Annotated in this window: 21 protein-coding genes; 12 read left to right on the top strand and 9 right to left on the bottom strand. The window is 69.8% G+C overall.

Features of this window, described 5'->3' with window-relative positions; genetic code table 11:
* Positions 1–6: 6 nt before the first annotated feature.
* On the bottom strand, positions 7–1,401 hold the full coding sequence (locus BLW63_RS03785) for a tyrosinase family protein (RefSeq protein WP_091151651.1): 1,395 nt from the start codon (positions 1,399–1,401) through the stop codon (positions 7–9).
* 159 nt (positions 1,402–1,560) lie between these two features.
* Here BLW63_RS03785 and BLW63_RS29190 point away from each other — a divergent pair, with 159 nt between their 5' ends.
* Positions 1,561–1,749 carry a zinc-binding dehydrogenase gene (locus tag BLW63_RS29190; RefSeq protein ID WP_244522336.1) on the top strand — a complete coding sequence of 63 codons (189 nt, stop codon included), beginning with the start codon at positions 1,561–1,563 and terminating at the stop codon, positions 1,747–1,749.
* A gap of 20 nt (positions 1,750–1,769) precedes the next feature.
* On the opposite strand, the gene BLW63_RS03775 is transcribed toward BLW63_RS29190, so the two are convergent.
* Positions 1,770–2,051 (bottom strand): type II toxin-antitoxin system RelE family toxin, encoded by a 282-nt coding sequence (locus BLW63_RS03775; protein ID WP_091151649.1) that lies wholly within the window; start codon positions 2,049–2,051, stop codon positions 1,770–1,772.
* Complete coding sequence (locus tag BLW63_RS03770) at positions 2,048–2,320, bottom strand: type II toxin-antitoxin system Phd/YefM family antitoxin (protein ID WP_091151647.1); 273 nt, start codon at positions 2,318–2,320, stop codon at positions 2,048–2,050. Before BLW63_RS03770 ends, BLW63_RS03775 begins: the two co-directional genes overlap by 4 nt.
* Before the next feature lie 148 nt (positions 2,321–2,468).
* Here BLW63_RS03770 and BLW63_RS03765 point away from each other — a divergent pair, with 148 nt between their 5' ends.
* The 4 genes from BLW63_RS03765 (at position 2,469) to BLW63_RS03750 (ending at position 4,388) form a co-directional block, all read left to right on the top strand.
* Positions 2,469–2,717, top strand: a complete 249-nt coding sequence (locus BLW63_RS03765) for a zinc-binding dehydrogenase (protein WP_244522335.1) — start codon at positions 2,469–2,471, stop codon at positions 2,715–2,717.
* 129 nt (positions 2,718–2,846) lie between these two features.
* Complete coding sequence (locus BLW63_RS03760) at positions 2,847–3,443, top strand: tetratricopeptide repeat protein (protein WP_244522334.1); 597 nt, start codon at positions 2,847–2,849, stop codon at positions 3,441–3,443.
* A gap of 42 nt (positions 3,444–3,485) precedes the next feature.
* Entirely contained in the window at positions 3,486–3,902 is a 417-nt protein-coding gene (locus BLW63_RS03755; protein WP_091151643.1) for a cupin domain-containing protein, read from the top strand.
* Positions 3,903–3,914: 12 nt separating this feature from the next.
* Positions 3,915–4,388 (top strand): hypothetical protein, encoded by a 474-nt coding sequence (locus BLW63_RS03750; RefSeq protein ID WP_091151641.1) that lies wholly within the window; start codon positions 3,915–3,917, stop codon positions 4,386–4,388.
* 88 nt (positions 4,389–4,476) lie between these two features.
* Here BLW63_RS03750 and BLW63_RS03745 read toward each other — a convergent pair whose 3' ends face one another.
* Both BLW63_RS03745 and BLW63_RS03740 read right to left on the bottom strand, forming a co-directional pair.
* Positions 4,477–4,806 carry a type II toxin-antitoxin system PemK/MazF family toxin gene (locus BLW63_RS03745; RefSeq protein ID WP_091151638.1) on the bottom strand — a complete coding sequence of 110 codons (330 nt, stop codon included), beginning with the start codon at positions 4,804–4,806 and terminating at the stop codon, positions 4,477–4,479.
* A gap of 3 nt (positions 4,807–4,809) precedes the next feature.
* The gene (locus tag BLW63_RS03740; RefSeq protein WP_091151636.1) at positions 4,810–5,067 is read right to left on the bottom strand and encodes a hypothetical protein; all 258 of its coding nucleotides are present in this window, start codon (positions 5,065–5,067) and stop codon (positions 4,810–4,812) included.
* Positions 5,068–5,203: 136 nt separating this feature from the next.
* On the opposite strand from BLW63_RS03740, the gene BLW63_RS03735 reads away from it, so the two are divergent.
* From BLW63_RS03735 to BLW63_RS03715, 5 genes are all read left to right on the top strand, one after another.
* Positions 5,204–6,937 (top strand): DUF6398 domain-containing protein, encoded by a 1,734-nt coding sequence (locus BLW63_RS03735; protein ID WP_091151633.1) that lies wholly within the window; start codon positions 5,204–5,206, stop codon positions 6,935–6,937.
* 264 nt (positions 6,938–7,201) lie between these two features.
* On the top strand, positions 7,202–7,786 hold the full coding sequence (locus BLW63_RS03730; RefSeq protein WP_139263467.1) for a tetratricopeptide repeat protein: 585 nt from the start codon (positions 7,202–7,204) through the stop codon (positions 7,784–7,786).
* 173 nt (positions 7,787–7,959) lie between these two features.
* On the top strand, positions 7,960–8,619 hold the full coding sequence (locus tag BLW63_RS03725) for a helix-turn-helix domain-containing protein (protein ID WP_170856628.1): 660 nt from the start codon (positions 7,960–7,962) through the stop codon (positions 8,617–8,619).
* A complete protein-coding gene (locus BLW63_RS03720) occupies positions 8,612–9,382 on the top strand; it encodes a hypothetical protein (protein WP_091151626.1) in 771 nt (256 codons plus the stop codon). Before BLW63_RS03725 ends, BLW63_RS03720 begins: the two co-directional genes overlap by 8 nt.
* A 179-nt stretch (positions 9,383–9,561) precedes the next feature.
* Positions 9,562–10,464, top strand: coding sequence for a phosphorothioated DNA-binding restriction endonuclease (locus BLW63_RS03715; RefSeq protein ID WP_244522333.1), 903 nt, complete (start codon positions 9,562–9,564; stop codon positions 10,462–10,464).
* A gap of 14 nt (positions 10,465–10,478) precedes the next feature.
* On the opposite strand, the gene BLW63_RS03710 is transcribed toward BLW63_RS03715, so the two are convergent.
* Positions 10,479–10,934, bottom strand: a complete 456-nt coding sequence (locus BLW63_RS03710; protein ID WP_211516984.1) for an HNH endonuclease — start codon at positions 10,932–10,934, stop codon at positions 10,479–10,481.
* 314 nt (positions 10,935–11,248) lie between these two features.
* Complete coding sequence (locus BLW63_RS03705; RefSeq protein ID WP_091151624.1) at positions 11,249–13,135, bottom strand: DUF262 domain-containing protein; 1,887 nt, start codon at positions 13,133–13,135, stop codon at positions 11,249–11,251.
* 267 nt (positions 13,136–13,402) lie between these two features.
* On the opposite strand from BLW63_RS03705, the gene BLW63_RS03700 reads away from it, so the two are divergent.
* The gene (locus tag BLW63_RS03700) at positions 13,403–14,644 is read left to right on the top strand and encodes a hypothetical protein (RefSeq protein WP_091151622.1); all 1,242 of its coding nucleotides are present in this window, start codon (positions 13,403–13,405) and stop codon (positions 14,642–14,644) included.
* Between the two features lie 118 nt (positions 14,645–14,762).
* Positions 14,763–17,870: a DEAD/DEAH box helicase gene (locus tag BLW63_RS03695; RefSeq protein WP_091151620.1), complete on the top strand. Its 3,108-nt coding sequence runs from the start codon at positions 14,763–14,765 to the stop codon at positions 17,868–17,870.
* A gap of 93 nt (positions 17,871–17,963) precedes the next feature.
* On the opposite strand, the gene BLW63_RS03690 is transcribed toward BLW63_RS03695, so the two are convergent.
* Together BLW63_RS03690 and BLW63_RS03685 are read right to left on the bottom strand one after the other, a co-directional pair.
* A complete protein-coding gene (locus tag BLW63_RS03690; protein ID WP_091151617.1) occupies positions 17,964–18,863 on the bottom strand; it encodes a XamI family restriction endonuclease in 900 nt (299 codons plus the stop codon).
* Positions 18,832–20,448, bottom strand: a complete 1,617-nt coding sequence (locus BLW63_RS03685; RefSeq protein WP_091151615.1) for an Eco57I restriction-modification methylase domain-containing protein — start codon at positions 20,446–20,448, stop codon at positions 18,832–18,834. The genes BLW63_RS03690 and BLW63_RS03685 overlap by 32 nt, the downstream gene beginning before the upstream one ends.
* Between the last annotated feature and the right edge of the window lie 255 nt (positions 20,449–20,703).

The following is a 20,703-nucleotide window of genomic DNA, read 5'->3' as shown; positions in this document are numbered from 1 at the left end:
GGCCCCTCAGCGGACGCGGAGCGTCAGGTCGCCGAAGTCCATCGAGGAACCGGGGTGAGCCGCTGCCGCCGTCGCCGCTGCCGCCGCGTGCCCGCCCCCGTGGCCGCCGCCGTCCCCGTGGTCGTGATCGTGACCGCTGCCCGTGCCGCTCGCCGTGAGCGCGACCCTGACCTGCCAGTGCTCGCCGGCGTGGCTGGCCGCGAGGGCGCTCAGGGCGCGGCCGAGGTCGACGGTGATGTCGTGCGTGGCGTCCCCGTGCGCGTGGTGGGCGCGCCAGAAGTAGCAGACGTCCGCGAGGTGACGCCGGCGGAAGGTGCGGTCCGTGGTGCGCAACTTCTCGCCGGGGCGGGTGATGTAGACGTCCGCGCCGTAGGAGAAGGGCAGGGTCACGTGGACGTCGCCCAGCCGCAGCACCGCCTCCTCGACGCCCGTGTGCGGCACCGTGAAGTCGAGCGTGCGCACGAGTGCGGGCTCGGCGCGGGCGCTCGGCACGACGTCGAGCGCGGGGTGGGTCGGGAACAGCGCGTCGTCGGCGACGGGCGGCGGCGGGGCGACCTCGCCGGGCGTGTACTCGTAGACGTAGCCGAGCTGCGCCTCGGGATCGAGCGTGTCGCGGACGCGGAAGCGGTTCTCCTCGGCGTGCTCGCGGTCCGTGAAGAGCCCGCACAGCCGGCAGTCGAGGTCGGTGTCGGTCTGGAACTGCTCCTGCCACTGCGCCCAGAGCAGGTCGATGTAGCAGTGGAACGAGAAGAAGATCGGGTCCTCGGCCGCCGACCCGGGGTCGGCCATCGTGCCACCGACGAAGCCGTCGTGCGTGGTGTTGTGCGCGGGCTGCTCGAGCGCGCCGAACCCCTGGCCGAACTGGCCCTGGCAGTCCATCTGCCCGCCCGCGTGACCGCCGAAGGTCGTGGAGCTCTGGTCGGCGTCGGGGGTCGACCAGGCGGCCTTGCTGAGCACCTGCTGCTCGAGGTAGGCCCGCGGGAAGGGCAGGGCCGTGCAGTCCTCGGCCGAGGCGGTGCGGCACACCGGGTCGTCGTTGCGGAGCGGGTGGTGCAGGACCGAGTCCTCGTCCTCGAATGCCTTCGGGTAGCGCACCCCGCTCGGCAGCGCCGACCAGTCCCAGTAGGGCAGCGTCACGTTCGACGTCCGCGGCGGGTCCGAGCGCCGGAGCGCCTCCTCGAACAGGAAGAGGTGCGCGCGGTGCCACGGCAGGAAGGTGTCGTTGGCGTGCTCGCAGGGGCCCAGCATCGTGTTGTGCAGGTCGGTGAAGTACTGCAGCCCGTCGATGCTCGCGGGGTCGGCGTCCGAGATCTCCTTCAGCTTGGCGAAGGCGTGCTCGTAGTCGGCGAGCTCCTGCGGCGTGAGGCTGTCGATGTTCCTGCGGGAGCGGGGCTGGGCCATGGCGCCACCTCTCGGAGCTCGCGCTGTCGCAGCGCGCCGGGTGCGGCCGGACGAGGTGCGCCGCCGGGCGAGTCTGCCCCGGCCGCGTCACGACGGCGTCACCGCGGTGCTCCGGCGGTCGGCGGCGGGCGGCTGCCGACGGGCTTCTTCTCCACGCCGATGGGGGCGTCGGTGCGGGCGCCGTACCGGGGCACGCGGGCCGAGCTGATGGAGGTGCTCGACCTCGCCCGGGCCGGCGCGGTGCACGTCGAGGTGGAGAAGTACACGCTCGACGAGGTGCCCGAGGCCTACCGGCGGCTGCACGAGGGAGCGGTCCGCGGCCGCGCCGTCGTCGTCCCCGGGGCCTGATCGGCGAGGCCCCCTCCGGGTCAGCCCGGCCCTGGAAGACGGTAGGCGTGGGCGCGGTGGGCGACCCGGACGACGAGGATCCGCCGTTCGTCCTCGTCCACGTCGATCAGCACCCGATAGTCACCACGCCGTGCGCTACGGAGCCCGGACAGGGCGCCTGTCAGCGGCCTGCTGAGGCGTAGTGGGTTTTCGGGGAGCACGGTCGTGAGGAACTCCACGATCGCCGTGGCGACCTTGGCCGGGAGTTGACGCAGTTGCCGTCGCACGGCCGAGGAGACCTCGACCGTGAACGGCTCGGTCACTCAGCGAGCCCGAACTCGGCTCTCAGGTCGTCACCCGACACAGTCCGCCCCTCACGCTGCTCGGCACGAGCGTCATCGACGTCGGTACGGACGTCCGGCTGCGACAGCCAGAACAGTGTCTCGTGCAGGGAGTCGAGGTCGGCCTTCGCCATGAGGACGGCGGCCTCTCGGCCATGGCGCGTGATCGTGACGATCTCGTGCGTCGTCTCGGCCGCCTCTACGAGGGACGACAGCTTGTCTTTGGCCTCGCTCAACGGGATCGACGTCATGGTCAGAGTCTAGCCTGACTTCTGGCCAGACCATCGGCACGGGACGCACGGTGGGTGCACTGGTCCCTAGCCTCGCCGGTACCGATGGCTGGAGCTCCCGACGGAGGTCGAGGCGCGCACCCTACCGTTCTCCGACGAGTCGGTGGCCGTGGACGGCGTCGTGGCGATCGGCGGCGGACGGCTGCCGACCGGCTTCTTCTCCACGCCGATGGGGGCGTCGGTGCGCGCGCCGTACCGGGGCACGCGGGCCGAGCTGATGGAGGTGCTCGACCTCGCCCGGGCCGGCGCGGTGCACGTCGAGGTGGAGAAGTACACGCTCGACGAGGTGCCCGAGGCCTACCGCCGACTGCACGAGGGAGCGGTCCGCGGCCGCGCCGTCGTCGTCCCCGGGGACTGATGCGCCTGCCGAGCGACCGGGCCAGCCGGGCGCGGCTGGGGCGCAGGGTCAGCCCGCCGGCATGGCTTGGGACGACGAGGAAGTGGCGCCAGTTCCGTGGCGCGCCGGTCCGGTCATACGGTGACCGTCGTGCGCAGATCGCTCAGTCGCGACGTAGTCGAGGAGCTGTACGCCCGGGCCTGTACGCCGGAGCAGCACCGTGCGGCGGCCGAGAAGCTCGCGGCTTGGGCGGAGGAGGTCCGCCCGGACGACGACGGCGTCTCCCCCGCGTCCCTGCTGGTGAGCGCCGGCGAGCACCTCACCGAGGCTGGGGATCTCGAGGGTGCGGTGGCCCTCTTCCGCCGGGCTGTGGTGGCCGGGCAACCCGTGCCGCCCGACGTCCGCTGCTACCTGCACGGCGGGCTGCTGGAGCTGGGCGATGCCGGAGCCGCACGTCGGATCGCCGAGGAGCTGCGCCACGAGCGCCCGGTCGACGGGGACGTCTACCTGTTCCTCGGCGAGAACCACGAGCTGGCGGGTGACCTCCGTGAGGCACACCGCTGGCTGACGATGGGGGCACGGCGGACGTTCGACGACGTCGAGGACGGCGACGACCGGGCGGCAGAGGACGCCGCCGGTCTGCTGATGGCCCGGCTGCGCGTGCGGCACGCCCTCGAGCTCCCGCTCGACGAGTACGACACGCTCGTCGCGTCCGCGTTGCTCAGCGCGCGCGACACCCCCGACTGACGGCGCTTGACGCCCGCGCGCCGGCGCGGTCGGCTGACCCTCGTGACCGAGGAACCCACCGACGGCTGGCACCAGCCGCTGCGACACGTCCGGGCCGACGAGCTCACCGAGGACACCGGCCAGACCGACGGCATGACCCGGCGTGAGGCGGTGTCGGCCAGGACGGTCGGGTCCCGGCGGGTGTGGATGGGCCAGACGCACGTCGCCCCGCGGACGTCGTCCGGTGACCACCACCACGGCGACTCCGAGACCGCCATCCACGTGCTGCGCGGCCACCCGGTCTTCGTCTTCGCGGAGGACGGCGAGGAGGTCCGGCTGGCCACCGGGCCCGGTGACTACGTCTTCGTCCCGCCGCACACCCCGCACCGCGAGGAGAACCCGACCGACGAGGAGGCCGTGGTGGTCATCGCCCGCAGCAGCCAGGAGGCGATCGTGGTCAACCTGCCCAGGCTGACCTGACTCCCGGGCGACGTGGGACGGCGCAAGCCCGGGACGTACCCGTACGACTACACGCCGGGCGACGACCGGCGGTTCGTCGACAGCGGGGTCGGCGGCACGCTGCGGGTGTTGCACGGCCCCGGGCGCGGCATGGGGATGACCGAGGGCGTCGTCTGCCGGGTCGAGGTCCTCGACGGGGACGGCGCCCTGCTGGACGAGGCGGAGGCGGGCACGCTCGGCAAGGAACACCGTCTGCGAGGGACCGTGCCCGGAGACCGGGTCGAGGTGACCGTGTCGGCGCACCACGAGTCCGACGCGGAGAGCGAGCTCACCACGCGGACCGTCGTGCTCACCGGGGACCTCGCCGACGTGGTCCGCTTCGGGGTCGGCCCCGGTTGGGACCAGGTGGCCGGGGCGGACGCCGGCGAGCTGCCCCGGGGACCGGCGAGCCCGACGCCGCAGCTGTGGGGTGCGGGTGTGCGGCTCCGCGGGGCCCGGCCGGGATGACTGTGTCGCCTTCGCGCGCGCGGAGCGCGTCATCGAGGCCGGGAGCGCCTCGTGGTCGCCATGGCGACCGGAGCGGGACGCCGAGCGGTCACAGTCCGAGATAGACGCGCAGTTGCCCTTCGATGTGAACCATCTCACTCGGTGCGAGCAGCCCACGGCGCCGACGGCATCGGCCGCGAGCCACCGCTTGGACGCCGGTGATGTCGACGTACGACTCGTCGTACCGGGTGAGACCGGCGTCGGAACCCAGCGGGATGTGCGTGAGCGACGGCCCGGTGGTCCCCGTGACCGGTAGGACGACGACGTGGCCGAGCCTGGTGTTCAGGGCGTTGATGCTGAGGACGACGGCCGGGTGCACGCCGGAACCGGGGAGTGCGACGTCCCACACCTCACCTCGCAGCGGTTCGGGCAGGGCCACGGGTCAGGACGGGTCCGCGTCGTCCGGCTCCCCCGCCACCACGCCGAGGGGCAGGGGCGGCTCCTCGTCGCCGTAGAACTCCGCCACGCTGCGCGCCATGCGCTCCTCGGCCGCGCGCTGGTGCAGCAACTGCAACGCGGCCTTGACGATCTCCGTCCGACCGGAGAGCCCGAGGACCTCGGAATCCGCCTGCAGCTGGGCTGACAGGTCCCGGCTGATGCGCGCCTGCCAGACCTCGGTGCCGACCAGACTCTCCGCCATGTGTACGACTATGTGTCGTACATCCTCCCTGGTCAAGCTCCCTCGCTGGGCACTCCAGAGGCGGGCGAATGGGCCCGGCCAGGAGGAACGCCCGACCCTCCTGACGAGAGCTGCAGGCGTCGCTAGCGTCGTCCCGATGCCGAAGCGCAAGCACCGCAGGAAGCTCTCCTCGGGGCCGCGTGGCCGCCGGGACGCGGCCGCACGCCGGGAACGGCGCAGCCCGGACCTCCTCGACCAGGTCGCGGGGGCGCTCGCCGGCGGGGAGCCCCTCGACCTGCTCGCACTGACGAGCGCCTTCCTGGCCGCCACCGATCCGCGGGAACGCCGCCTGCTGGGCGCCCAGGACGAACCCTCGCTGCCGCCGCGCGAGGAGATCGTCGCGACCTTCTTCGAGGTCCCGCTGCCGGAGACCTCGGCCCTGCTGACGGCGATCGCCGTCCTGACCGGGGACGACGTGCTGCGCTCGCGGGTCCGCCGGGAGGTCGCCGCCAGAGCGGACGTGCTCCCCCACTGGCTCGCCGAGCTGGACCGGGCGCGGCCGCACGACCGCGTGCTGCAGATGGCGCACGTGCTCGGTGACGGCGAGAACCTGGTGTGCGGCGTGGTGCTACCCGGTGGCCCGGAGCTGTCGGTCGCCGTCTACGTGGACCACAACCTCGGCACGGTCGCCAAGGACGGCTTCGTGGTCCCGGGCGCACTGCCGGCGCTGGTCGAGATGATGCGCAGCGAGGCCGACGACCCCGACGTCAGCCTCACCGAGCTCGATCCGGCCGAGGCCCGGGCCCGGATCACCGAGGCGGTCGAGCACGGCGCGCTGGTGTTCCCGCCGCTGGTGAGCGACACGTGGCCGGCCTGCCGGCCGCTGGTCGAGTGGGCCGTCGGCCTGCTGCCGACCGGTGGCCGCGGGTACGTGCGGCCGGAGTGGAGCGAGGCGGACCGGCAGTCGCTCGCCGAGCGATTCCTCGCCTCACCCTTCGCCGCCGGGCTGGACGACGCCGACTCCCGCGACCTGCTGGACGACCTGCTGTGGTTCGGCACGGACTACGGCCCGGGCGATCCGCTGCGCTGGAGCCCGGTGGCCGTGGAGATCCTGCTGACCGACTGGATCCCGAGGAAGATCGTCGCCGACTTCTCCCAGCTGGCGAAGGCACCGAACGTCCTGCGCGCGCTCATCCGGTTCAGCCACGCGGAGCGCGGCATCCGCCCCGGGCTGACCGAGGAGACGCTCGCCGCCGTCGACGAGTGGGAGCCGGAGTACCAGGCGGCGATCCGCGCACCGCGGCTGCAGGGCCCCGAGGCGCTGCTGGCCGCCATGGGCGCCCTCGACCCCGAGGAGTACCTCGACTCCGTGGAGCTGACCGAGCTGCGCCGGGCCGTGGGCGGCGCGCGGGCACTCGACCAGCTCGACGACGCGCCCCTGCCGGACGAGCCGTTCGCGGAGGAGCGGGTGCCGGCGGACGTCCGCGACCGGGTGACCGAGGTGCGGGAGCTGGTCGACCGGTGCTGCGACGCGCTGCTCGACGTCGAGCACCGGACGGCGGCCCGCCGGCTGCTGGCCGCCGTCGCGGAGGGCGGCCCGGGCATCTTCCGCCGCCGGGGCCGGGCGGAGACCGCGGCCGGGGCGATCGTGTGGCTGGTCGCCAAGGCCAACCGCCGCGTCGGGTACGGCGGCGACCTGGCGGCCAAGGACCTGCTGGGGCACTTCGGTGTGGGCTCGGTGTCCCAGCGCAGCGAGCCGATGCTGGCGGCGATAGGGGTCGATCCCCACGACCGCGCCGAGCTGGAACTCGAGTCCCCGGCCTACCTGACGGCCGCCCGCCGTCGGCGGCTCATCGCCGACCGGGACCGGCTGGCGGGCAACGACCGCTGACCGGCTCGGCTGGGCTCTGGCGCCCGCAACCGAGCTGGTGGGCCGGCCATGGCTCTGCGGTCGACGACGTCCCGATCCTCTGCTGCCCGTCGACACCGGTGAGCGGCCGTCCGTCGACACGGTGCGGACGGGCGCCGCTGGCCCATTCGTCGGGCTGGTCCGCCCATGGTCCCTGAGTTCGAGGAGTGGCTGTGGACCACGTCCGCCGTCCACAGATGCGCGACGGCGCACCGGTGGTCGTCCCGCGGTACTCACGATCACCGCATGCGGGGACCGTTGACCATGCAGATCGTCGGCAGCCTCAGGCTCGATGCCGAGACGCCGGAGGCGCAGCGGGCCTGGGCCGCCCAGCTGGTGGCGTGGGCCGCTGATCGCCATCCCGAGGACTCCCCGGAGGTCACTCCCGCTGCCCTGCTCATAGAGGCAGGGGAAACCGTGGAACTCCTCGGCGACCACCCCGCCGCCCTGGACCTGTATCGACGAGCAGCAGCCGCCGAGGGCACGGTCGCCCCGGACGCGCGTTGCTACGTGCACCGTGCGCTGGTGGCGACAGGGGAGCTGCCCTCAGCCCGCAGGCTCGCCGAGGAGGTCCGCAGGTCCGCTCCGGCCGACACCTCCTCCTACGCGATGATCGGCGAGACCTGGGAGAAGGCCGGCGACCTCGTGGAGGCCCACCGGTGGATGAACCTCGGGCTGCGCGCGCTCGGCCGACGAGCCGAGGGCGGTGATCCGACAGCCACGGGCATCGACCTGATACTGCTGCTCATCGTCCGCAGGCGGCTCTGCCGGGCCCTGGAGCTGCCACCCGACGCCGGGGACCGTCTGGCCGGTCTGGCGGTGCCTCGGTGATGACAGGCAGACGCCGAGACCCGGACGTGGAGCTCGTCCGCGGCACATGAGGGATGGGAGAGGCCGGCTCACCATCTCGCAGACCCTCTGCAGCTCCCAGCCACCCGGTAGCGACAACGAGCATTCGGCTTGATGGAAAGCGTCGTTGTGACGACATTGTCCGTATGGTCCTGATGACGACCCAGGAGGCTGCCGAACGCATCGGCGTGTCCGTCCGGCACGTACAGCGCCTGGTCGCTGCCGGGGACCTGGTGGCGGTCGGTCCCGACCGCATCGACGCGGGGTCCGTGGCCCAGTGGACGGCCCAGCGCACAGGCGGTCGGCTGCGCGCGTGGGAGGAGCCGACCGCATGGGCCGCCGTTGCCCTCCTCGAGGGCGTTCCGGCCCCGTGGCTGGGGCAGGCCCAGCGGTCACGTCTCCGGTCGGCACTCGTCGGGATCTCCGGGGCCGAGCTCGCTGCTCGGGCCCGTAACCGGGCCATGATCCACCGGTACCACGCGCACCCGCGAGCGCTCGACCACCTCGCCCGCGACATCGTCGCCTCCGGGGCGACCCGGGGCATCGGCGAGTTGACCGCCACTCCGGGTCGGCTCGACGGGTACGTCGACCGTTCTGCCGTGCAGCGGTTGGTGGAGCGTTACCGGCTGGAGACCGATCCCGCAGGCAGCGTCACCCTGCGCGCGACGGGCATGCGGAGGGACGTCGTGGCGGAGCTGGCGCAGGGACGCCGGCACGTCCTGGCCGGCCTCGACCTCGCCGGATCGACGGACGCTCGTGAGCGCTCGGAGGGCCAACGCCTCCTCGAAAGGGCGCAGGAGGAGCTCCGTGGCTGACGTGCTCCGACCCCCGACACCGGTCGGCGGCTGGGGTCGCCCGTGGCCGGACGTGGCCGAGCTGGCCGCAGTCGTCCCGCATGAGGCGTGGACCTTGATCGGCGGGCTGATGGTCCAACTGCACGCGGTCGCCGCGGGTCTCCCGGTGGTGCGGCCGACGAACGACGTCGACGTCCTGCTGCACGTGGAGACCGGTCGGGGCCGCGCGCCACAGCTGGCCACCGCCTTGGAAGGCCTGGGGTACCGGCTCAGGCCGAGCATCGATCCCCGCGCGGGGACGGCGCACCGGTTCGTGCGCGACGGCGCCACCGTCGACCTGGTGACGTCCGGGCCCGATCGGTCCGTCGTCGACATGGTCGCCGCCGACCACGCCCCGCCCCAGCGGCTGGAGCGCTTCCGCGGGTACGACCTCGTGCAGGTGACAGGTGGGACGCAGGCGCGGCGACGGACCGTGCTCGCGGAGCTGGAGGTCACCGGGACAGCGCGGACGACGATCAGCGTGCCCGACGCATTCGGCGCACTGATCCTCAAGGCGGCAGCGCACAAGGCGGACACCCGTGACCGCGACCGTCACCTGACCGACGCCGCCGTGCTGCTCGCGTGCGTCGACCCGTTCGAGGACCACCCGCCCTCCGGCAGCGACCGGTCCCGGCTGCTCCACCTGCGCACGCACCTGGCGGACCCGACGGCGCCGGCATGGCTGCTGCTCCCCGAGGCGGCCAGGCGCAACGGTCAGGCCGCGCTCGACCTGCTCTGCGCCTGAGCACCTGGCGACCCGGTGCACCGCCGGATCGAGCCGAACGGGGCCGGGGTGGGAACGGGTGTTTCCACCACGGAGGCGTCGAGCAGCCTCGCTCCCGTCTCGCGCTGCGTCGTCGACGACGACCCAACGCATCGTGTCCTCCCGCGTGGAGGTCGCCGCCTCGGGGACAGTGGATCTCCGTGTCACGCAGCGCCCCGGATGCTCAGGTCCTCGAACGGCTGTCCTCTCTCCGGCAGCACCAGCAGGACGGACGTCGGTCCCCGCACAAACCGCTGCTGGTCCTCCTGGCGCTGGGCCGGCTCAGTGCCACCGGCACGAGTGCCCTCCCTTGGTCGGACGCCGAGGAGAAGCTGGCCGACCTCATCGCCGAGTTCGGCCCGACGTCCAGGACAGGCCGTGCGCAGAGTGCCGCGTACCCGTTCACCCGGCTCCGGGCCGATGGCGTCTGGACCCTCGACCGCGACGTCCCGATGGACAACGTCAGCCCGCTGCGGGAGGGCGTGACCGGCCGGCTGGAGGCATCGCTCGAGACCGCGCTGCGGAACCGCCCGGAGCTCCTGGACGAGGCGGCTCGCGGGCTGGTCGAGAGCCACTTCCCGGGCACGGTGGCGCCGGACGTCCTCGTGGCGGTCGGTCTCGACCCGGACCTGCTCGGGGGCCGTTCGGGCAGCGCGAGCCCCGACCAGCGACGGCGCAGCGGCACCTGGCCGGCCGCCGTCATCGCCGCGTGGGACCGGCAGTGCGCCTTCTGCGGCTTCGACGGCGCCGCGGGCGGAGCTGTGGTCGGGATCGAGGCGGCGCACGTCCGCTGGTTCAAGCTGGGCGGCCCCGACGACCTCGACAACGGGCTGGCGCTCTGCTCGCTGCACCACAAGCTGTTCGACCGCGGGATGCTCGGGCTGGACGACGACCTCGCCGTCGTCGTGTCCCAGCGCTTCTCCGCCCGGACGTCGCAGGGGCGGACCGTCTACGACTTGCACGGCCGGCGCCTGCGGCCGCGACCGGGCACTCCCCCACCGGCCGAGCGGCACGTGGCCTGGCACCGCGGGCAGGTCTTCCAGGGGACGGCGCTGGCGAGCTGAGCCCATACCCACGGTCAGACCTCGACAGGATGACCGGCCGGCGCTCCGTACCGCGCCACCGCGGTCGGCGTCCCGGCAGGGAAGTAACTCTCCCGGCGCCGAGCCAGCCGATCGAGCTCCCCGTTCCACGGCACGCGGTCGGCCTTCCGCTTGTTGTGCCGCCTGCACAGCGCCTGGCCGTTGGCGGCATCGGTCGCCCCGCCCCAGCTGTGCGGGTGGACGTGGTCGGCCTGGAGCGCCTCGGTCTCCCGACACCGACCGAGTAGCCAGGCGTGGTGCTCGCACCGGTGACCGGCCCGCTCGAGGAGCTGGGCCTTCTCGGCCCGGGAGAAGCTGCGGCGGGGGTCACGCGCATGCCCTCCGTGGACCATTGCGCGGCCGAGCTGGACCACCTTCGCGATCGCGAGCAGCACCAGGAGACCGGCCAGCCACGGGGTCGAGAAGACCTCCGCCAGAGCGCCCTGCAGCACCTCACCGACGATGTCGCCGGGGCTTGCCCCAGCTGTCCGCGGCTCCGCGAGGAATGCGCACATGCCGGTCTCAACGGATCCAGCGAGGCAGGACTGGAGCCTCCTTGCTCGTTTGAGCGAACCAGCCCGGACGTAGCGCTGCCGGAAGTCGCGACTCCAGGCGGCAAGCTCCGCCACCCGCTCAGCCGCTGCGAGCTCGCCGTGGCCGACGAAGCAGACTCTGGTCGGCATCCCGCCACGGTCGGCGTCCAGCGCATCGACCGCGGCGCGCGCCGAGGTGCCGTCGTCCCGCGCCAGGACATGAAGCACGAGGCTCACGCGTCGAGGAGCACCTCGTTGTCCGTGTCGCCGTCCTCAACCAACGGCTCGCCCTCAAAGCCGGCCGGGGCCTCCTCTCCGCCGAGCAAGACATCGGCATCGACGTCACGCTGCGCCGTCTTGCCCATGGCGGCTTCGATCAACCGCAGCAGAGCGGCTCGGCGGGCGAGGAAGAAGCCAGTGAAGTCGGCACTGCGCAGGGCGGCGGGCTCGATCTCATGGGTCGCGACGAGGCCGTCGAGCTCCTCGGCGCTGATGCCGGCGCCCGCCTGCAGCTTGGTCATGTAGGCAGCGGGTGAGGCACCACCGATGAACCGGTTGGTGGCGGCGCCGAGGGGCGTCTTGTTGACGATGCTCTCGCGCAGGTCCGGTTCGACGCTGTTGGCGATACACCAGGCCCTAGGGAAGACGTGGTGGATGTCGACCGCGAGGTTGGCGTACTGCACCTGGTCGAACGCCTGCTGGTACTTCCAGTCCCGGCAGCCACCGGCCATGAGCAGGGCGTAGATGCCCTTGTAGGCGGCGGCGTTGCGGGTCCGCAGCGACAGCAGGCGGGACTCGACGAAGGCGGCGTCGGCGACCGTCCGCGGTGTCGCAGCGGTCGAGTCGCCCGTGAGAGCCGCTCGTGCCCAGTCCGGCACCTGCTCGACGTCACGGGCGAACCGGGTCTCGACCGCGCCGCCGTACAGCTCACCGAGGACGCCGCACCAGTACCACTGGGCGATGCGCTTGCGGACGCCGACGATGTCCGCCTGGTCACCGAGCAGCACCTTGATCGCCGCCAGCGGCACCAGCTGCGTTCGGTATGGCAGGAACGCCGACTCGTGGATGTGCTGGTCGGCGAGAAAGGTCGCCGACCAGACGAACGCCTCGCGCAGGGGACCGACCCAGGTCAGGTAGTCCGTCAGCCCCAGTCGGAAGACGTCCTCCTTGCGGGCCGAGATGGCCACCGGGCGGTCACTCGTGTCGGCCCGGTGGCGCTGGTGGGTCGTCAGCAGCGTCACGGCCTGCAGGAAGTCGGTGTTAGCCACCCCGCTCAGCACCCGGTGCTCGGCGAACAGCGCCTTGGTCGCCGCCCAGTCGTCGTTCAGCCGGAAGTCCGTGCCGTGCTCATCGAAGTAGGCCTTGTCCCCGGCGAAGACGGCAGTCAGCAGCTCGAAGACGTTGAGTGGCAGCCCACCCGTGTTGACCTTCTCGAAGACCGTGGCAACAGCGGACTTCGTCGTCGTCTTGTCCAGCTCGATCGCCGGGATCTCGTAGCTCTGGGTGGGTGTGAAGACCTCGGTGTGGAAGCGGTTGACGAGATCGGCATCGTTCAGGGCGAGCAACCACGCGAAGGCCTCGGTGGGCTGGCTGATCAGCCGAAGGGGGAAGAGCCCGCTCGCCCGCTCCTTGTCGGGCGTCGAGACGTCGAGGACGACGTCCTTGCCGAAGTTGGTCCGGACGACGCCGTCCCCGGGCAGTGACCTGACCGCCTCGTCACGACGGGCCGGATCGGCGATCGCGAGCCGTAGGTCGAGGTAGTAGCGGCGGTCCATGAGCTTGCCGCGGACGTCCTTGGTCGCGACCACGCCGTCCCCGGTCAGCGCCTGAAAGAGCGATGTGAGGCGCTGCTGACCATCGAGCAGGAGGTGGTCGGGTGCGACGTCGATGGCAACGGTCGTGCCCTCCACCGGCTTGGGTTTGAATCGCACCTGGTCGTTGCCGGTCTGGAGGAGCATGACGACGCCGAGCGGATGGCCCAGGGTGATCGTCACCAGGAGGGAGCGGATGCGCTCGTCGTCCCACTTGTAGCCTCGCTGGAAGTCAGGCAACTGGATGCGTCCATCGCCGACCTTCTGCATCAGGTCGCTCAGCTTGTACTGCGGCGTCTGGAAACCCACACCGTGACGGTCGCATCAACATGCCGTGAGCGCAGTTACCGGAGGCCCTGGACTTCTGTCGCGCGGAGTCACGCGTCCCGTGCGACGCACACGCCCCTCGTGTCTCCGACGCTTCGGCGATGCGCCTCGGCGACGAAGGTGGCGACTGCGCTCAAGCTATGGTCGAGGAGTATCTGACTGCTCACTTTTAGTGACACCCGTGGCTCCACCGACGGGCCAGAATCTCAGATCTGTGAGCCCGCATGACCCCGCTAACGACGAGATGACGTGACCTACGCGGATGCCCCTGGAATCGTCGTCCCGCTCGGAGGCGACGGGTTGGGACGACTCGAGCAGGTGCTGTCGCAGTCCGACGGTGACGACCGACGCGCGCTGGCCGCCAGGCTGCTGGCCGAGGTCGTCGACGTCCCCTCGATGTCGGTCGAGGCGGCGGAGTGGCACGGCGACGCGCGAGCCGTTCGCGCGGCCTCAATCAGTCCCGCCTCCGAAATCGGCCGCGCCCTCACGACGATCACCCGGGCGGCTCCCAGCGCCACTCGGGGGGCCGGGACGCTGTACCGGATGGTGCTGCCGGCGAAGCTGGCCGCCGGCGTCTCGGCAGGAGTGCTCAAGCCGATGCAGGACGCAGCCGGGGTTGGCATCAAGGCGGCCATCGTCGACGGCTCTCACGTGATCCGGGGTGCTGGCAGATTTGTTCCGGTCCCCCTCAGGCGGACCGCCTCCGTCGCTCCTTTCGGATTCACCGCCGGTCTGGCGCTCATTACCGCTGCGATGGAGTACCAGGCGCGCAAGGACGAGCAGGAGCGCTTTCAACGCATCGAGCGCAACCTCGACAAGCTGGTGAAGCACGCGCAGGACGACGAGCTGAGCAACCTGGCCGCCTCATGGCGACTCCTCAAGCAGTCAGCCGCACTCCTCCTGGACGGGCAGCGCCCCTCAGGCGGTGACGGCAACGACGCGGCGGCCTTCCACGCCCACAAGGCTTTCCAGCGAGCGATGACGCGGGTCAACCGTTGGAAGCTAGCAGTGGCGCAGCTAGAAGATGACCCGACGCCGGAGTCGATGTCCGAGCACCTGTCCACGATGTTCCAGCCGGGAGGCGACGTGTCAGCAGAGCTCGAGCTGGTGTTCTCCGCACTGCAGCTGGAACGCGCACGCATCCTGCTCGTCGGCGAGCAGAAAATCCGACAGTCGGACGACATGACGCTGGACGGCTTCCGGACCGTCCTCGCAGACAGCCTGGCCGAGGTGACGGCCGCGGAGGCAGATCTCCTCGCCCTCGCCGATCGGCTGGAGGCCATCCAGCTCAAGATGCCCGACGGCATCCTGTCCGGCTGGTGGGGAGGTACGCGCCCCGACGACGCCATGCGTGCCCAGCGGCAGCTCAGCGTGGTGGCTCGGACCATGCGCCAGGCACTCCTCCCGGCCGAGCAACGCCCCCTCGCAATCGACGTCGTGGTCGAGTCGGACGGGACGATGACGCTGCTCGACCCCGAAGGGGTCAAATAAGTCGTCCTGCTGGTGGGCGCAGCTGAGCGGCCTGCACCGTGAAGCGGTAGGGCGACCGGCCAACGGGACGGCGCGCGTCCTCAGAAGCGCAACGAGACCGGTCGATTACGTTGAGCTTATGGGGGACGTGCCCACCGGGCTGTACGAACATCTGGTCACCGATCGGCTCAGCAAGGAACTCGTAGCCACGCCCGCTGACCTCGTCCAACTGGGCGCGCTCGACCCGGCGGACGCGCACGAGGCGCTGACCCGCCACATCGCCGACCTTGTTCGTCGCGCGCTGCGGGCTGCGGGAGGAGGTGACGCCGCGGCGATCAGCCGTCAGGTCGAGATAGCCAACCGGATCATCGCGGCCATCAGCACCATGGCTCCAGCGAGCGCCGAGCAGGACGCCGCCGTTACCGACCCGGCCCGCACCCTTCTGGCAATCGCCCCGCCAAGCGGCGTCCCCGGTCCCACGTCATTCCCCGATCGCCCCGCAGTCCCGCTGTCGACGAGTGCGTTGCTGGTCAACGGTCGTGGCCAGCCGCGGATCGGCTACGAGGTGACCCGCGAGATGGCCTCGGCCGACCGGGTAGACCTGTTGTGCGCCTTCATCAAGTGGCAGGGCCTTCGGGTCATCGAGAAGCAGCTCAGCGAGCTGCGCGAGCGCGGCGGCCGGCTGCGGGTCATCACCACCACGTACATGGGTGCTACCGACCAGCGCGCGCTCGATCGCCTCGTTGAGCTCGGCGCCGAGGTCAAGGTCTCCTACGAGACGCGGACGACGCGGCTGCACGCCAAGGCCTGGCTCTTCCACCGCGCCTCCGGCCTGTCGACGGCGTACGTCGGCTCGTCGAACCTCTCCCGCACCGCCCTGACCGACGGTCTCGAGTGGAACGTGCGGTTGTCCAGCGTCGAGCAGGCGCACCTGCTCACCACGTTCGCCGAGACCTTCGACAGCTACTGGCTCGACCCGTCGTTCGAGACCTACGAGCCGCACCGTGACGGCGACCGTCTCCGCGAGGCGCTGGCTGCGGAGCGCGGCGGGCCATCCGACCTGCCGATCGAAATCACGACGCTCGACGTCCGCCCCTTCGGCTACCAACGGGAGATCCTCGAATCGCTCGACGCCGAGCGGACTGTCCACAACCGGTGGCGCAACCTCGTGGTGATGGCGACCGGCACCGGCAAGACGGTCGTCTCCGCGCTGGACTACCGGCGGCTGCGCGACAGCGGCATGGTCGACCGGCTCCTGTTCGTCGCCCACCGCGAGGAGATCCTGGCCCAGAGCCTCTCGACGTTCCGGCACGTGCTGCGCCGGGGCGACTTTGGTGAGCTGTTCGTCGGCGGCCAGCGGCCCCGCGAGTGGCGGCACGTGTTCGGCTCGGTGCAGTCGCTCAATCAGCTCGACCTCGGCCAGCTCGCCCCCAGTCACTTCGACGTCGTCATCGTCGACGAGTTCCACCACGCCGAGGCGAGCACCTACCGGCGACTGCTCGAGCACCTCAACCCAACCGTCCTCCTCGGCCTGACGGCGACGCCCGAGCGCACGGACGGCGCCGACGTGCGCACCTGGTTCGGCGGACGCACCGCCGTCGAGCTGCGACTGTGGGAGGCACTCGAGCAGAATCTGCTGGCGCCGTTCCAGTACTTCGGCATCCACGACGACGTCGCCCTCGACCAGCTGCGGTGGAAGCGCGGCCGCGGCTACGAAGTCACCGAGCTGACCAACGTCTACATCGGCGATGACCACCGCGTCCGGCTGGTCCTGCAGGCGGTGAAGGACAAGGTCGAGGACCCCGGCCGGATGCGAGCGCTCGGGTTCAGCGTGAGCGTCCAGCACGCGCAGTACATGGCCGACCGGTTCACCAGGGCCGGCATCCCGAGCCGCGCGGTGACGTCGACGTCGAGCCGCGAGGAGCGGGCCGCAGCGCTGGCGGCCCTGCGCGACCGGACGGTCAACGTCCTCTTCACCGTCGACCTGTTCAACGAGGGCTTGGACATCCCGACCGTCGACACCGTGCTGTTCCTCCGGCCCACAGAGAGCGCGACGGTGTTCCTCCAGCAGCTAGGCCGTGGCCTGCGCCTGGCCGAGGACAAGGCGTGCCTGACCGTCCTCGACTTCATCGGCGCACAGCACAAGGAGTTCCGCTTCGACCTGCGCTTCCGCGCGCTGACCGGCAGCTCACGGCGGGGCCTGCAGCGCGACGTCGAGCAGGGCTTCCCCACCCTGCCGGCCGGGTGCCACATCGAACTCGACCGCGTGGTGCAGCGAATCGTCCTCGACAACATCAAGCAGTCGCTGACCGTGTCGTGGAAGGGGCTGGTCAGCGAGGCCAAGCACGAGCAGTCGCCGTCACTGGCCGACTTCCTTGAGGAGACGGGCGTCGAACTCGAGGACCTCTACCGCGGCAACGGCCGCAGCTGGCTGGACCTGCAACGGGCCGCCGGCTGGGTCGACGACGCGCCTGGGCCGGACGACGTCGCCCTGGGTGCCGCGCTCGGCCGGATGCTGCACGTTGACGACCTCGAGCGGCTGCGGTTCGTCCAGTCGGTGACGCGTCCCGACGCCGCAGCGCAGACCAGCGCCCGGCTGCGGCGGCTGGCCGCGATGCTGCACTTTTCTCTGCTCGGCTCGCGGTCGCCGTTCAACAGTGTCGAGGAGTCGCTGGCTCGACTGCTGGCCAACCGTGGCCGCGCTAAAGAACTCGTCGAGTTGAGCGATGTGCTGCACCAGCGGATCCACCGAGTCGCTCGCCCGCTGAGCGAGGCCGGCGACCGCCCGCTGCACATCCATGCGCGCTACAGCCGCGACGAGGCGCTGGCGGCCTTCGGGCTCGAGGACCTCAACGGCATCTGGGGCTCGGGCGTACGCTGGGTGCACGGCGACCGGGCAGACGTCTTCTTTGTGACCCTGCAGAAGACGGAGGCCCACTTTTCCCCCACCACGATGTACGCCGACCACGCCATCACGCCGACGTTGTTCCAGTGGGAGTCGCAGAACGCGACGGCCGAGCGATCAGCGACCGGGCGGCGCTACATCAACCACCGGGAGATGGGCACGTCCGTGCACCTGTTCGTCCGCGAGTCCAAGACGGCGGACGGCACGCTCGGCACACCGCCCTACCTGTACGCCGGACCGATGTGCTACGTCTCACACACTGGCGAAAGACCTATGCGCGTTCTGTGGCGCCTGACGCACGAACTGCCGGCCGATGTTTTCCATGCCGCCAGACTGGCATAAACCACGGATCACGCCGTCCCACATTGCCCATAAGAAAGCGACTGGTGGGCCCTGGGAAAGCTCCAGGGCCCACCAGTGTTCACGTTAGCGTGATTACCCTCCCGTGCGGCGGATCCAGTCAACCATCTGGTCAAGGTCGTGGGCCCACCAAATGGTGAGACCATCGGCCTGCGCCGACAGCAGGTTGGGCGGGTGGAAGACCCCAGAAATGACAGCCGCCGGCACGATAAGTTGCGTCCCAAATTCCTGAATCCAGGACCTGGCCTTCACCGCCGCGTCATTCTTGATGCGCTTAACCGAGTTGACCTTCGAGTTGCTGACCTTGCATTCAATGGCTAGCACCCGGTCGTCCCACAGACCCACGACTATGTCAGCCTTGCGACTTCCTAGCATGCTCTCGCCGCAGAACTCCCCCGGACTAGGTGCCGAACGAAGCGTGTTGATCACCCTAGGCTCTGCCTCGACAAATCCGGTTGATCGAAGTGTCGCCTTGACCAACTGTTCCTGAGCTTCCTTTGAATCCATACGCCGCGCCGTCTGGATGCGACTGGAGGCGAGCTGGGCAGCTGTCGACACAATCGCCGCCTCCCGCTCGGTCTGCAATGGCTCTCGACCGTCAAGCAGCCACGGAAACCGCTGACGGTCGACCAGGGCTACGATGGTCCGCACCACGGCAGATGATTGACTAGCCGCATTAAACCACCTCTTGTCCACTCCGCTAAGAGTCTCCAAGTCGTCCTCAGATATCGGCGGAGCAGCGATGTAGCGCAGCGCCTCTAGATATCTCGCAATCGCCAGCTCCCCACTCGACTGTAGGGATGTGAGATCCATCGAGAGCTCTAGAAGGCCCTCGATGGCGCTTCGAGCTTCAGCGAAGTGACCAGAGTACTCATCACGCGCCTCGCTTAGGCGTTCGTTCCGGAAGGCGTCGATGGCCTTGTCGGCTCCAGTTTGGAGCTGCTCAAGCGTCGATCGCGGTGGAGATAGGCTCATGACTCCTCAGCATAGACAAGTCCGGCACCATAAGTCGCTCCATCTCCTTCGGCTCAAACTTAGTCAACCCACCCGCATACACGCGCCCCTGGCTTAACATCACTCCCGTCCGAAGGGCCGCCGCTAAGCGAGACAGCACGTGGGCATCTAACTCTTGGCGGGGGTAGAGCCCATGAGCGATGTTGATATGACGCGCATCTACCGCGTTGATGACGAAGGCGGGCGCCTGGCGCGCCATGTAGGTAGCAAGGATAGGCGCTGGACCCTTAAGGCCAACCGACCACCACGCGCGGCGGTGGGAGGCGATGTAGCCCTTATCGGCACCCGCTTGCTTGGCCTTTTTAATAAAGACCTCTACCGCCTTGCGCTCATCAGACTCGAGACAGTCAAGGTCGGCGGGAATGTCCACGACGAGCTTGAGCCCCTTCCCATCGGCCAGCACTGGCCCGGCCGCAAATAGCTCCCGCGCCTTGGTCACCGAGGGGAATAGAACGGAATCGGGCAGCGCTCCCGCTTGAGCAAGGACCCAAATGGCATTAGCCCCGGTCACCGTCCCTCGGTGCACCCTGCATAGTTCACCGAGCTGAACAAAACCATCCGGGGTCATAGACGGCGTGCGCGCAAGAACGGACCAACGTGATTCCTCTGCGAGTCGCTGACGTGCAATCGGTCGGCCGGCACTCACCAGATCACCGAGCTCTGCCAGGGTGTTCACGTCGTTGATACGCACCGACTTTGACTGCTCGCCAACGCTGAACGTTGTAATTACGGCAGTCGTTTGGGTACCTTCGAAAGGTTCCGCGGTTGGTTCAAGGACATGCAGACTATCCGCGCCGAGATCGCCAAGCATCAGTGTGCGCACAATGGCGCCATAGTTGACATCGAGCCACTCTGCCGAAGTGACAAAACAACCCACGTCGCCGGGGCGAGCTAATAGAGCCGTCGACAAGATGAAGTGGGTGTGAAGCCCAGCGAGGCCGCTGATCTTGTAGCCGAGATCGGCGGCGGCTCGCTGCGCCCACTCCTTCGCAGTGCGGGAAAGTTTGTGGTGTCGTACATATGGAGGATTGCCCACGAAGGCTGTTACGCCTTCGACTTGCGGCAATTCAACTAAGGTGTAGTCAGCTTGGATGACGCGTGCATTGCGTGCACCAAATACAGCCAAAGTTGCTCTGGCCATAAGCGTCGCCAACGGATCGAGGTCGATCGCAATAACATGCAACCCTGCGTCCCGACGCAGGAAGGCCGCCAGGAACCGGCCAGATCCAGCGCCGGGGTCGACCACTCGTGTCGGACTCTGGTGGAGCGCCCACTCCACCATCGGTTCCACAATCGTGGACGGCGTATAGATCGCGCCGTCACTACGGCGAGTCGCAGCATCCCTGAGTGCACAGAAGGCGTCCCCGAGCGGGTCACTACCACTCTCGATACTTCGCCAAAGCTCCTTGACGAACTCCGGCGAGGGTCCCGGCAAGTCAGCTGCGCTTCGAGCGACGGCCTCCTCCTCTGGCGAAAGAGGACCTCCTACATCTAAAGCCCCCAGAGTGATGCAGGCGCGAATCAAGTCCAACTCGGTCTTGAGCACCTCAGGCACCGTTGCGCAGCTTGTAGACACCTCGGCGGACACGCTCAAAGAATCGCTCATCCTGCAGCGCGCTCCGATACGACGACTCCGGAGCTTTGCCAACCCGTGACCTAACCCCGTCCTTGATGTCAGAGATCGAGGCAGGCTCGGTGCGGCCGCGTAGGAAGTCGATCATAGCCTGACGCAACTCTCCGTGCGGCCGTCGACTTCGTTCCACGACCAACCCCCAGACTGATGTCGACGCAATTGCGTCGA

The sequence above is a fragment of the Geodermatophilus africanus genome (assembly GCF_900107105.1).
Lineage (GTDB): Bacteria > Actinomycetota > Actinomycetes > Mycobacteriales > Geodermatophilaceae > Geodermatophilus > Geodermatophilus africanus.
Note: the sequence above shows the minus strand (reverse complement) of the source record. Positions and strands in the feature narration are given on the sequence as shown.